Below are 12915 nucleotides of genomic sequence, written 5' to 3'. Positions count from 1 at the left end.
CTGGGAGAATCCGTGGACAGTGAGTTAGACCTGCCAGAGCCCAACTGGAATCGTTTTCAGCAACCCGCCGCCGAACCCGACGCCCCCGACCCCCGCTGGAACCGCTTCGCGGGCGTCAAGCCCGAGACCGCCTGGCCGCGCAGGCTGGCGACCGTGCTCACGGTCGTGCTCCTGGCGCCCATGGCGTACGCGATGCCCGCCTCCGCCGCGCCCCGCAAGGCGCCCACGGTGCAGAAGGAGACGCCGGTCAAGGGCGGGAAGGTGCCCGTCCTGCCGCCGCTCGCCGATCCCGCCTCGAAGCAGGCGTGGAAGGCCCCGCCCAAGGTCACCTGGCCCGCCGCCGGCACCGCCGAGCTGGGCGGTTCCACCGAGGGTGCCGCCACGCTCTCCGCCGGGTTCCCGGTGCGGCTCGCCCCCGCCGCCAAGGGCGTGGCCGCGGCCGAGGCCGTCCCGGTCAAGGTCGAGCTGCTCGAGACCGACCTGCTCGGCGTCGCGATGCGCGTCTCGCCCGGCCAGGGCGTCACGGCCGCCAAGGCGTCCGGCAAGACCCGGCTGGAGATCGACTACTCCGGCTTCCGGTACGCCTTCGGCGGCGACTACGGCGCCCGGCTGCGCATGGTCAAGCTCGACGAGTGCGCGCTCGACGCCAAGCCCGCCGCCACCTGCGCCGCGCCGCGGCCGGTCAGGAGCGACAACGACGCCAAGGCGGGCAAGCTGACCGCCGAGGTCGAGACCACCGGCCTGTACGCCGTGACCGCCGCCGCCTCCGGCCCGTCCGGCGACCACGCCGCCACCTCGCTGGCCGCCTCGGCGAGCTGGAGCGTCGGCAACCAGTCCGGCGACTTCTCCTGGAGCTACGACCTGCGCACCCCGCCCGCCCTGGGCGGCGACGAGCCCGACCTGTCGCTCGACTACTCCTCCCAGAGCGTGGACGGCCGCACCGTCTCCACCAACAACCAGCCGTCCTGGGTGGGGGAGGGCTTCGAGCTCAACCCCAGCGGCTACGTCGAACGCCGCTACAAGTCGTGCATGATCGACGGCAAGAAGACCGGCGACCTGTGCTGGGACCAGGACAACGCCACCCTGTCGCTCGGCAACTCCGCCGTCGAGCTGGTCAAGGACGCCACCACCAAGCAGTGGCGGCCCAAGCGCGACGACGGCACCCGCATCGAGTACCTCACCGGCGCCGCCAACGGCGACAACAACGGCGAGTACTGGCGGGTCACCACCGCCGACGGCACCCAGTACAGCTTCGGCCTGAACCGCCTGCCCGGCTGGGTCACCGGCAAGCCGGAGACCAAGTCGGTGCAGACCGTGCCGGTGTTCGGCAACAACAGCGGCGAGCCGTGCTACTCCAGCACCCCCGCCAATGCCTGGTGCCAGCAGGCCTACCGGTGGAACCTCGACTACGCGGTCGACACCCACGGCAACGCCACCACGTACTGGTACGAGAACGAGAAGAACTACTACGGCCGCAGCATGAAGCCCGAGCTGGGCACCGTGTACGTGCGCGGCGCGTACCTCACTCGCGTCGACTACGGCTACCTGAGCAACGAGCTGTTCACCAAGGCCCCGGCCGCCCGGGTGGTCTTCGACGTGGCCGAGCGCTGCCTGCCCTCCGGCGCCGTCACCTGCGCCGCCGACCAGCTCAAGAAGGAGACCGCGGCGTCCTGGCCGGACGTGCCGTTCGACCAGATCTGCGACGCCGGCGTCAAGTGCACCGACCGGCTGTCGCCGACGTTCTTCTCGCGCAAGCGCCTGGCCAAGGTCACCACGCAGGTGCTCGGCGCCTCCGGCCAGTACAGCCCGGTGGACTCCTGGACGCTGACCCACCAGTTCCCCGCCACGGGCGACGGCCTCAGCCCGTCGTTGTGGCTGGCCTCGGTCCAGCAGAGCGGCCACGTGGGCGGCACCCTCACCATGCCGAAGATCACCTTCAGCGGCGTGCAGCTGCCCAACCGGGTGGACGCCAACGAAGGACGCGCGCCGCTGGTCAAGTGGCGGGTCCAGGCCGTGAACAACGAGACCGGCGGCGAGCTGCGGGTCAACTACGCCCCTGCCGACTGCAAGCCCGGCGACGTGCCCGCCGCGGCCGACAAGAACAACCGGCTGTGCTTCCCGCAGCGCTGGGCGCCGCCCGACGAGGGCGAGGTCACCGACTGGTTCCACAAGTACGTCGTCACCCAGACCGTCGAGGTGGACCGCGTCGCCGGCTCGCCGAACGTGGTCACCGACTACGAGTACCTCGACGGCGCGGCCTGGCACTACGCCGACAACATCCTCGTCAAGCCCGAGCAGCGCACCTGGTCGGACTGGCGCGGGTTCGGCCGCGTCCGGGTGCGTGAGGGCGACGGGCAGGACACCCGGCGCACCCTCACCGAGTTCAGGTACTTCCGCGGCATGCACGGCGACAGGCAGGCCGACGGCTCCAAGCGCGTCGCGCAGGTCGTCGACACCGAAGGCGGCAAGCTGGACGACCTCGACCAGCTGTCCGGCTTCGAACGCGAGGAGATCCTCTACGACGGCGACAGCGCGACGGTGCTCACCGCGACCGCCGAGGAGCCGTGGTCGCTGAAGACCGCCGAGTCCACGCAGGGCGGCGTCACCAAGGCCGCCTACGTGGTCGAGCCCAAGTCGATGGTGACCCGCACGGCGCTGGCGGGCGGGGCGTGGCGGCGTACCGGCGAGGAGCGCTCGTACGACGCCAAGGGCCTGCTCACCCAGGTGGAGGAGAAGGGCGACCTGGCCACCGCCGACGACGACCAGTGCACCCGCTACACCTACGCGCGCAACGACACCGCCTGGATGCTCGACTACGCCAGCAGGATCCAGAAGGTCGCCGCGGGCTGCGCCACCGCCGTCTCCACGCTGGCCGCCGGCGAGGTGATCTCCGACGAACGGGTCCAGTACGACAACAAGGCCTACGGCCAGGCGCCCACCAAGGGCGACGTGACCACCGTCCAGCAGCTCGCCGCGGCCGACGGGTCGACCGTCACCGACAGCACCCACACCTACGACGTCTACGGCCGCGAGACCAGCGAGACCGGCCCGGTCGGGACGAAGTCCACCATCACCTACAGCCCGGCCACCGGCGCCCCGGCCACCGAGATCGTCGAGACCAACCAGCTCGGCCACGTCGAGCGCACCCTCGTCGAGCCGGCCTGGGGCGAGCCGGTCGCCGAGGTCGACGCCAACGGCCGGCGCACCGACATGGAGCACGACGCGCTCGGCCGCCTGGTCAAGGTCTGGCAGCCGGACCGCAGCAAGGCCGCCGGCCAGTCGCCCAGCACCGAGTACGCCTACACCATGCGCACCGACGGCCCCAGCGTCGTCACCACCAAGACGCTGCGCGCCGACGGCGGCTACACCGTCAGCCACGAGCTGTACGACGGCCTGATGCGCGAGCGCCAGACGCAGGAACCCGCCCCCCGCGACGACCAGACGCAGGACCCGGCGCTGCGCGACGGGCGCACCATCACCGACACCTTCTACAACTCGCTCGGCGAGGTCAGCAAGTCCAACACCGGCTACTTCGCCACCGGCACGCCCGCCACCGAGCTGCTCGCGGTCGCCGACACCGACGTGCCCACGCAGGTCGTGTCGGTCTTCGACGGCGCCGGCGAGGTCAACGCCCAGATCCTCAAGGCCAAGGGCGTGGAGAAGTACCGCGTCTCGGCCACCCAGCAGGGCGACCGCGTCAACATCACGCCGCCGCCGGGCGGCACCGCGACGACCCGCATCGGCGACGCCGACGACCGGCTCATCGAGCTGCGCCAGTACAAGGGCGCCACCCCGACGGGCCCGTACGAGTCCACCAAGTACACCTACGACCCCGCCGGCCGCCTGTCCACGGTGACCGACGCCGCGGGCAACGTGTGGCGCCACCACTACGACGTGCGCGGCCGGGAGATCAAGACGGAGGACCCGGACAAGGGCGTCACCACGATGACGTACAACGACGCCGACGAGCTGGTGAGCACCACCGACGCCCGCGGCAAGACCCTCTGGTACGTCTACGACGAGCTCGGCCGCAAGAAGGAGCTGCGCGACGGCTCGGCCACTGGCGCGCTGCTGGCCGAGTGGAAGTACGACGCGCTCGCCAAGGGCCACATGAACGCCAGCATCCGGTACGCGGGCGGCCAGGCGTACAAGGCGGAGATCAACGCCATCGACTCCGACTACCGGACCCTGCGCGAGACGGTGACCGTCCCCGAGCGGGAGGGCAAGCTCGCGGGCTCGTACGTGCTCAACACCCGCTACACCCTCGACGACCAGGTGCAGTCGGTCAGCTTCCCGGCCGGGGGCGGGCTGGAGGCCGAGTCGGTGGTCTACTCCTACGACGAGCTCAGCCAGCCGACCAAGGTCAGCGGGCTGTCGTCGTACGTGACCGCGACCCGCTACTCCAAGCTCGGCGAGACCCTGCAGTACGAGCTGGGCTCCGGCGGCAAGAAGACCTGGCTCACCTACACCCATGACGAGTCCACCCGCAGGCTGACCAGGATGCGGCTGGACCGGGAGGGCGCCGCCGCCACCGACCTCGACCTCAACTACGCCTACGACGCCGCCGGCAACATCACCAAGATCGCCGAACGGGCCGGCGGCCAGGACACGCAGTGCCTCACCTACGACCACCTGCGCCGGATGACCTCGGCGTGGACGGCCAACGACGACTGCGCGAGCGGCACGCCCGCCTCGGACAAGATCGGCGGGGTGGCGCCGTACGCGGTCAGCTACGCCTACGACTCCACCGGCAACCGGGTCAAGGAGACCAAGCACGCCTGGGGCGGCGCGCCCGAGACCGTGCGCACCTCGGTCTACCCGGCGGCCGGCGGCAAGCAGCCGCACGCGGTGCAGAGCATCGGGGCCGACCTGTTCGCCTACGACGAGGCCGGCAACACCACCAGGCGCAAGGTCGGCACGTCCGACCAGACCCTCGTCTGGGACGCCGAGGGCAACCTGGAGTCGGTCACCGAGGCCGGCAAGACGACATCGTTCGTCTACGACGCCGACGGCGACCGGCTGCTGCGCAAGACCGCCACGGACGCCACCCTGTACGTGGACGACATGGAGCTGCGCTTCGACTTCGCCAAGGACGCCGTCGAGCAGACCCGCTACTACACCATCAACGGCGAGCCGATCGCGGTCCGCACCCCCGACAACCAGGTCTACTTCCTGGCCGCCGACCACCAGGGCACCGCGCAGGCCGCGGTGAACGGCGGCACCGGGGAGCTGGCCGTCCGGCGGATGACGCCGTTCGGCGAGGACCGCGGGTCGCCGCCGCCATGGTGGCCCGGGCAGCGGTCCTTCGTCGGCGGCACCAAGGATCCGACAACCGGGCTCGTCCACCTGGGCGCCCGCGAGTACGACCCGAAGAACGGCCGCTTCCTGTCGGTCGACCCCATCATCGACGAGGAGGACCCGCAGCAGCTCAACGCCTACGCCTACGCCAACAACAGCCCCGTCAGCATGAGCGACCCCGACGGCCAGCTGTTCTGGATCGCCGTCGGCATCGCGGCGCGCATCGCGGCGCGGATCATCGCCAGGAAGCTGGCGCAGGCGGCGGCCCGGCGGGCGGCGCTCGCGGCGGCCCGTGCGGCGGCGCGGCGCGCGGCCATCGCGGCGGCCAAGCGGCGGGCGGCGGCGCTGGCCAGGAAGAAGGCGCTGGAGGCGGCCAAGAAGAAGGCCGCGGCGGCGGCCAAGCGCAGGGCGCTGGCCGCGGCCAGGAAGAAGGCGGCGGAGAAGGCCAGGAAGGCGGCCGCGGCGGCGGCCAAGAGACGGGCCGCCGCGGCGGCCAAGAGGGAGGCGCGCAGGAAGGCCGCCGAGGCGGCGGCCAAGCGGCGGGCCACGCAGGCGGCGCGGGCGCGCAACCGCTACCGGGCCGCCCAGGCCCGGCGCGCCCAGGCGGCGCGGCGCCCGGCACAGCGTCCGACCAGTCATCGGGCGGTGCAACGGCAGTCGCCGCCGAAGGCCACCAGGCAGCCGGCGCAGCCGAGACCGAGCCAGGTCTACCGGAACGACGGCACCACGCAGCCGACCCAGTCCTACACCGTCTACCGCGACGGCAAGATGTACCCGGACGGGCCGCCGCCACCCAGCCTGACCAGGCCCCAGGGCTCCGGGCAGGCGGAGAAGCAGATCTTCAAGCCGGAGAAGATCGAGCCGGAGAACACCAGGACGGGCACGATCGCCGAGACCGGCGCCCGGGTCACCCGATGGATCGACCAGAGCGGCCTGGACGACTTCCTCGGCGGCTTCTTCTGATCCCCGGCCCCGGGCACGCGAACCGATCCGGTTCCCGCGCCCGGGGCTCACCCGGTTCCCGGGTCCGGGGTTCGACCTGTTCCCGCGTCCGGGGCTCGCTCGCTGGGCGCGGTGGTCAGCCGGCCGCCGCGTCCGGTGGCGGCGCGTCGTGGGCCGTGGCGAAGGCCGGCAGGGACGCCGCCGTCCGGGCCGGGTCCTCCAGCATGGGGGAGTGCCCGGCCCCGGGCAGCAGCTCGACGGTCGCGCCGGGGACCGTCCGGTAGCCGGCGGCCGAGGCCGAGCGCCATCTCCGGTCGTCCTGGCCGAAGATCACCAGCAGTGGCTTGCCGAGCCCGGCCAGCCGGTCGGGCAGCGTGCGCTGTCGCAGGTAGGCGTCGGCGGCGTCCGAGGTCGCGGTGAGCGAGTGGTAGGTGAGGCCGCGCACGTCCTCGACGAGCTCAGGCGGGATCCGGAAGCCGGGGCGGCTGAACGCGCTCTCCAGGCCCCGGAGGAGACCGTCGGTGCGGAACCGCCACAGCAGCTGCCCGACGACGGGCACGAACAGCAACCTGCCGACGAACCCGTCGGAGACGAAGGCGTCCAGGCGGGGCCCGGAGTCGACGAGGGCGAGCGCGGCCACCAGGTCGCCCCGCTGCTCGGCGAGCGCGGTGGCGACCGAGCCGCCGGTGGAGTGGCCGGCCACGACCGCGTGCCGCACGCCGAGCCGGTCCAGCGCCGCGCCGACCCGCCGTCCCTGCTCGGCGACGGTGTAGCCGCCGCCGGCCGGTTCGGCCGACCGGCCGTGCCCGAGCAGGTCGATGCGGATCACGCGATGCGTCCGCGCCAGTTCCGGGACCACCCGGTCCCACCAGCGCGTCGAGCCGGCCAGGCCGTGGATCAGCACGAGCGCGGGGGCGCCGGCGGGGCCGTCCTGGCGGACGTACAGGCCGCCGCCGTCGAGGGGCACGTTCGGCTCGCCCACGGCCTCCTGCCCCGCCACCACCAGCGTGTTCACCAGGAGCAGCACGGCGGCCACGAGGAGCACGGCCGCCACGACGCGACGGCGCCGGCCGCGGCCCCCGGCGCGCCGCCCGGCCGCCGGGCGGGCCAGGGGCCGGACCTGTTGGGAAGTCATCATGGCGACACTGTCGCGGACCGCCTGCCCCACCGGCTTGTACGAATGTTCCCGCCCGTCACCGGCCGGGCCCGTACCGGTAAGGCTGTTGCCGGCCGAGTCGGCGCCGGGTCAGGTCACGTCCCGGCGCAGCGGCCGCAGGACGGCGGCCGCGCTCGCCAGCGCCGCGTACGCCAGCAGGACCAGCGCCCCGGCGGCCGGTGACAGCAGCCGGACCGGCTCGCTCGCCAGCTGGGCGGCCAGGGCGTCGGCCACGGCGGTGAAGTCGGTCAGCGCCGAGGTCGCGCCGCCGGGCAGCCACGGGTACAGCTCCCGCACGCCGGGGATCATGATCAGCGCCAGCTCGCCGCCGTACAGGTAGCCGATCACCACGCACAGCGCCGCGACCTGGTTGCGGATCAGCGCGCCCAGGCCCACGCCGAGCACCACGTAGACCGCCATCGCCACCCCCAGGCGGGCCAGCAGCGTCACGATCGTCCCGGCGGGCAGGCCCAGTTCGGTGCCGCGGGCCGCGGCCACGCCGAACAGCGCCGCCCCTGCCGCGCCGGCCAGCACCAGCCCGTACGCCAGTCCCGCCACGGCGTAGGCGACGAGCTTGGCCACCAGCACCCGCCACCGGTCCGGCGCGAACAGGAAGGTGAAGTTCACCGTGCGGTGCCGGTACTCCGACGTGACGGCGAGCGTCCCGACGGCGGCCGGCACGAACGCGGTGAACCCGAGGAACCCCAGGACGGCCCGCACCCCCGCCTCGGTGTCCAGCCCTGGCATCGGCGGCTCGAAGTTCTCCGGCCCGACCAGCGCCAGCAGCCCGATCAGACCGCCCCCGAGCAGCACGGCCGCCAGCGGCATGCCCCACCACATCCTGGTGGCCAGTAGCCGCCGGAACTCCCCCCGCACAAACCCCCTCATACCGCCGCCTCCCCACCCGCGCCCGCCCGTCCCCGCGTGCCCGCCGTCTTCTCGCCTGTGCCCGCTCGTTCTCGCGTGCCCGCCGTCTTCTCGCCTGTGCCCGCTCGTTCTCGCGTGCCCGCCGTCTTCCCGTCCGTGCCCCCCAGCTCCCGCGTGCTCGCTGTTTCGTCGGTGAGCCTGAGGAAGAGTCGTTCCAGGGGCGGGCGTTCGGTGGTCAGGCCGTGGACCGGCAGCCCGCGGGCCGCGGCCAGGGCGGCGACCCGCGGCGGATCGAGGCCGCGGACCCGCAGGTCGTGCGGGCCGGTCACGTCCACCCGCGCGGCCTCGGCGGCCAGCGCCGTGCGCAGGGCGGCGGCGTCGGGGGTGCGCACCAGCACATCCGGCTCAGCGCCGCACAGCTCGCGCAGCGGGCCGGCGGCCAGCAGCCGCCCCCGCCCGATGACCACCACGTCGTCGGCGACCTGCTCCACCTCGGCCAGCACGTGGCTGGAGACCAGCACCGCCCGCCCCTGCGCGGCCATCTCGCGCAGGAACGAGCGCAGCCACGCCGCCCCCTCGGGGTCCAGGCCGTTGCCCGGCTCGTCCAGCAGCAACACCCGGGGGTCGCCGAGCAGCGCGGTGGCCAGGTTGAGCCGCTGCCGCATCCCGGTGGACAGGGCGCCGGTCGGCCGCCCGGCGGCTCCGGCCAGGCCCACCAGGCCCATCAGGTCGCCGACCCGGCGATCGGGATGGCCGCCCATCGCGGCGTAGACGCGCAGATGGTCGCGGACCGAGTGGCGGGGATGGAAGGAGGCGGCGTCGAAGGTCGCCCCCACCACGGTGGTCGGGCGCGGCAGGTCACGGTAGCGGCGCCCGCCGATGGTCACGACGCCGCGGGTGGGGGTGACGTGGCCGACCATCATGCGCATCGTCGTGGTCTTCCCGGCGCCGTTGAGGCCGAGGAACGCGGTGACCGCCCCGGGCCGGACCGTGAAGCTGAGGTCCTCGACGGCGGTCAGCGCGCCGTACCGCTTGGTCAGGCCGCTGACCTCGACGCCGGTCACGCGACCGCCGCCCGCACCACTGCCCGCACCGCCGCCCGGACCGCGGCCCGGACCTCGACGCCGGTCACGCGGCCGCCGCTCGTACCGCGGCCCGTACCGCGGCGGCGACCCCGCCGGCGTCGGGGACGGAGACGACCACCTCGTCGAACTCGCCGCCGGACGCGGCGCGGTCGAGCAGCAGGTGCACCGCCGGCGTGTCACCGGTCACCGACACGAGCTGCCGCCGCCCGCCGAACAGGCCCCACACCCCGATCTTGACGTGACCCGCCACGCTCAGCCCCTTGCGCGCGCCGCGCGGGACGCGCAACGGGTCGTCCGCGACCCGCGCCTCCCGCACGGACGCGAGCGGGAGCGTGTACCGGCCGTGACCGGTGAGGAACCGCTCCCAGCGCCCGAACTCGATCACGACCATGCCCTCGCCGACCCATACCGTTGCCACAGTTCAGCCTTCCTTCAGGGGGAGCAGGACGGTCGCCAGCAGGCGCGGCGTACGTCCCTGTCCCGGCTCGTTCGCCAGCAGGGGGCGCACCAGCTCGGCGAACCCCGTGGCGAAGGCGACGAACTCCTCGTCGTCCAGGTGCAGGACCACCTGCTGGTATCCGGCGCCGTCGGCGGCCAGATCGACCCGGTCCCGCTCGAGGTAGCGGGAGAACTCCGACAGCAGGCTGCCGGCGAACGCGGTGAAGTACCGCGCGTGGTCCTCCGCCGACGCGGCGGCCAGCGCCTCGGGGGACGGCGTCAGGCCGCCCTCGGGCACCGCGTAGACCCGTTCGGTCGCCCCGCCGACCTTGTGCTCCTCGACCACCTCCAGCATCCCGGCCCTGGCCAGCGTCGCGATCTGCCGGTAGAGCGTCGCCTGCGGCACGTCGGGCAGCAGGCCGGCCAGGTCGGAGGGCGTCCGGCGGCCCCCGGCGACGGCGCGCAGGATGCGGATGCGCACGGGATGCAGCGCCAGCTCGGCCCAGCGCTCTGTCGAGGTCGTCACGTTCACACGTTATCACTATCGAGAATGAGAATGAGAACAACAGGGCATTTCCGCATGTCAGCGCCCTTAGGGGGGTATGTGGGGCCTGAGGGGGACCCGGTGATGGGAGCGACGGTCGGATACCAGGCGGCGTTCGAGGCGCTGCCGTGTCCCTGCATGCTGCTCACCCGGGACCAGGTCGTGCTGGCCGTCAACGACGCCTACCTGCGGATGACCGGCCAGGACCGGGCGGAGGTCGTCGGCCGCGCCCTGCTCGGCGCGCCCCCGGCGCTGACCGGCCTGAGCGGGTCGGGGGCGGCGAAGGTGCACGCCTCGCTGGAGCGGGTGGCCGCCACCGGCGCCGGCGACGTCGTGCCGCTGCTGCGCGACGACTGGGAGCCGCCCGGCCGGCGCCACTGGCGGCTGGCGAACGCCCCGGTGCCCGGCCCGCCGGGCGAGGTGAAGGAGATCGTCGTCGTCTTCGGGGACGTCGCCGGGTCGCTCGAACCCCGGCTCGCCGCCCGTCCCGGCGAACGCGTCCCCGGCTCCCCGAAGCCCGACGCGCAGCTGCACCAGGCCTACCGCCAGGAGCAGCAGAAGGTCTCCATGCTGCACGAGACGATCGAGCACCAGCAGCGGTTCGTCTTCGACGCCGCCCACGACCTGCGCAACCCCATCACCGGCCTGCTGGCCGAGCTGGAGGAGGCCCTGTCCGACCCCGGCGCCGACCTTCGCCGGACCCTGCACAGCCTGCACCGGGACGCCGAGCGGCTCAACGACATCGTCGGCGACCTGCTCGCCCTGGCCCGCCTCTACACCGCCCCGCCGCCCGGCGCCGACCTCGTCGATCTGGGCCGCCTGGTGGTGGAGGAGCTGGACGCGCATCCGCCGCGCGCGTCCGTCCGCACCCGGCTGGAGGAGGGCGTGGTGGTCCGCGCCTCGCGGGTGCGGCTGGCCCGGTTGCTGTCCAACCTGGTGGCCAACGCCGAACGCCACACCACCGGCCAGATCGAGTTCGTGGTCGCCGCCGCGCCGCCGTACGCCGTCCTGGAGGTCATCGACGACGGGCCCGGCATCCCGCCCGAGGAGCGGGAGCGCATCTTCCACCGGCTGTACCGGCAGGACCAGGCGCGCTCGCTGGACGCGGGCGGCTCCGGCTTCGGCCTGCCGATCGCCCGCGAGATCGCCCACGCCTACGGAGGCGACCTCTTCGTGGCCGACCACCCGGGCGGCGCCCGCTTCGTCCTCAGGCTCCCGCTGGCGACGTGATCGTCCGCGGCATCGACGGGCTTATGCCGATGGTCAGCCATAAGTCGTGCCCCATTCGGCGAAGATAGACTTGGGCTCCTCTGAAGTGGCTGCCGTCATCGGCGGAGAGGCTGGTGTTGACTCTGGACACGCTCAACGGCGCGACGGCGGGGGCCGGCGCGCTGCTCTCCCTGCTGCGGGACGGGCCGCCGCGCACCCGGACCGAGCTGGTCCAGCTCACCGGCCTGGCCCGGTCCACCGTGTCCCTGCGCCTCGACGCGCTGCTCCGCCACCGCTGGGTGCTGCCCGCCGACGAGGCCATCTCCTCGGGCGGGCGGCCCGCGGCCATGTTCGCCTTCAACCGCACCGCCCGGCTCGTCCTGGCCGCCGACCTGGGCGTCACGCACGAGCGGGTGGCGATCACCGACCTCGGCGGCACGGTGCTGGCCGAGCGCACCGCCGACGCGCCGATCGGCGAGGGCCCCGAGGCGACGCTCGGGCGGCTCGCGCGCACGTTCACCGACCTGCTCGACGAGAGCGGGCGCGACCTGGCCGACGTGTGCGGGGCGGGCATCGGCCTGCCGGGCCCGGTCGAGTACCCGACGGGTCGCCCGGTCAACCCGCCCCTCATGCCGGGCTGGGACCGGTTCCCGGTGCCCGAGTGGCTGGGGGAGCGGCTGGGCGTGCCGGTCTTCGTGGACAACGACGTCAACATCATGGCGCTCGGCGAGCAGCGCGCCGGACGGCAGGCGACCGGCCAGCTCGTCTTCGTCAAGATCGGCACCGGCATCGGCTGCGGCGTGATCTCCGACGGCCGCCTCCACCGCGGTGCGCAGGGCGCGGCCGGCGACATCGGCCACATCCGGGTGGCCACCGCCGACGACGGCGTGCTGTGCCACTGCGGCAACGTGGGCTGCCTGGAGGCCCTGGCCGGCGGGGCCGCGCTGGCCGCCCGCATCTCGGCCACCGGCGTGCCCGCCGCGGGCGGCCGGGACGTCGTCGCGCTGCTGCGCGCCGGCAACCGCGACGCCGCCCAGCTCGTCCGCCAGGCCGGGCGCGAGATCGGCGACGTGCTGGCCACGATCGTCAACTTCTTCAACCCGGCCGCGATCGTGATCGGCGGCGACCTGGCCGACGCCGGTGAACACCTGCTCGCGGGCGTGCGGGAGGCCATCTACAAGCGCTCGCTGCCGCTGGCCACCCAGCACCTGCGCATCCAGGTCAGCGAGCTGGGCGACCGGGCGGGCGTCATCGGGGCGGCCGTCATGGTGCTGGAGCACGTCCTGGCCCCGGAGGCGGTCGACAGCGCCCTGGCCGGCTGACCTCGTCCGCGAAGCGCCCCGCCTGCCCAGCGCAGGCGGGGCGCTTCGTCGTTC

8 protein-coding genes are annotated in these 12915 nt (G+C 73.7%); 3 read left to right on the top strand and 5 right to left on the bottom strand.

Annotation, left to right across the window (positions count from 1 at the left end; all coding sequences use genetic code 11):
- Positions 1-12: 12 nt before the first annotated feature.
- Positions 13-6261 (top strand): RHS repeat domain-containing protein, encoded by a 6249-nt coding sequence (locus ACFYYW_RS37685; protein WP_387656418.1) that lies wholly within the window; start codon positions 13-15, stop codon positions 6259-6261.
- A gap of 115 nt (positions 6262-6376) precedes the next feature.
- Here the strand turns inward: ACFYYW_RS37685 and ACFYYW_RS37680 are convergent, their stop codons facing one another.
- The 5 genes from ACFYYW_RS37680 to ACFYYW_RS37660 all read right to left on the bottom strand — a co-directional run bounded on the left by ACFYYW_RS37680 (position 6377) and on the right by ACFYYW_RS37660 (position 10312).
- On the bottom strand, positions 6377-7378 hold the full coding sequence (locus tag ACFYYW_RS37680) for an alpha/beta fold hydrolase (RefSeq protein ID WP_387656415.1): 1002 nt from the start codon (positions 7376-7378) through the stop codon (positions 6377-6379).
- Positions 7379-7486: 108 nt separating this feature from the next.
- Positions 7487-8284 (bottom strand): ABC transporter permease, encoded by a 798-nt coding sequence (locus ACFYYW_RS37675; RefSeq protein ID WP_387656412.1) that lies wholly within the window; start codon positions 8282-8284, stop codon positions 7487-7489.
- Positions 8281-9327, bottom strand: a complete 1047-nt coding sequence (locus tag ACFYYW_RS37670) for an ABC transporter ATP-binding protein (RefSeq protein ID WP_387656409.1) — start codon at positions 9325-9327, stop codon at positions 8281-8283. The genes ACFYYW_RS37675 and ACFYYW_RS37670 overlap by 4 nt, the downstream gene beginning before the upstream one ends.
- A gap of 64 nt (positions 9328-9391) precedes the next feature.
- Entirely contained in the window at positions 9392-9766 is a 375-nt protein-coding gene (locus ACFYYW_RS37665) for a hypothetical protein (protein ID WP_387656406.1), read from the bottom strand.
- A 3-nt stretch (positions 9767-9769) separates the two neighbouring features.
- Positions 9770-10312 carry a helix-turn-helix domain-containing protein gene (locus ACFYYW_RS37660; RefSeq protein WP_387656403.1) on the bottom strand — a complete coding sequence of 181 codons (543 nt, stop codon included), beginning with the start codon at positions 10310-10312 and terminating at the stop codon, positions 9770-9772.
- Positions 10313-10414: 102 nt separating this feature from the next.
- Here ACFYYW_RS37660 and ACFYYW_RS37655 point away from each other — a divergent pair, with 102 nt between their 5' ends.
- Positions 10415-11560, top strand: a complete 1146-nt coding sequence (locus tag ACFYYW_RS37655; RefSeq protein WP_387656400.1) for an ATP-binding protein — start codon at positions 10415-10417, stop codon at positions 11558-11560.
- Positions 11561-11673: 113 nt separating this feature from the next.
- A complete protein-coding gene (locus ACFYYW_RS37650) occupies positions 11674-12861 on the top strand; it encodes an ROK family protein (protein ID WP_387656397.1) in 1188 nt (395 codons plus the stop codon).
- The last annotated feature ends 54 nt before the right edge of the window (positions 12862-12915 follow it).

This window comes from Nonomuraea sp. NPDC001831, from assembly GCF_042892035.1.
In the GTDB taxonomy this organism is placed as follows: domain Bacteria; phylum Actinomycetota; class Actinomycetes; order Streptosporangiales; family Streptosporangiaceae; genus Nonomuraea.
This window is presented reverse-complemented; position numbering and strand designations above follow the sequence as displayed.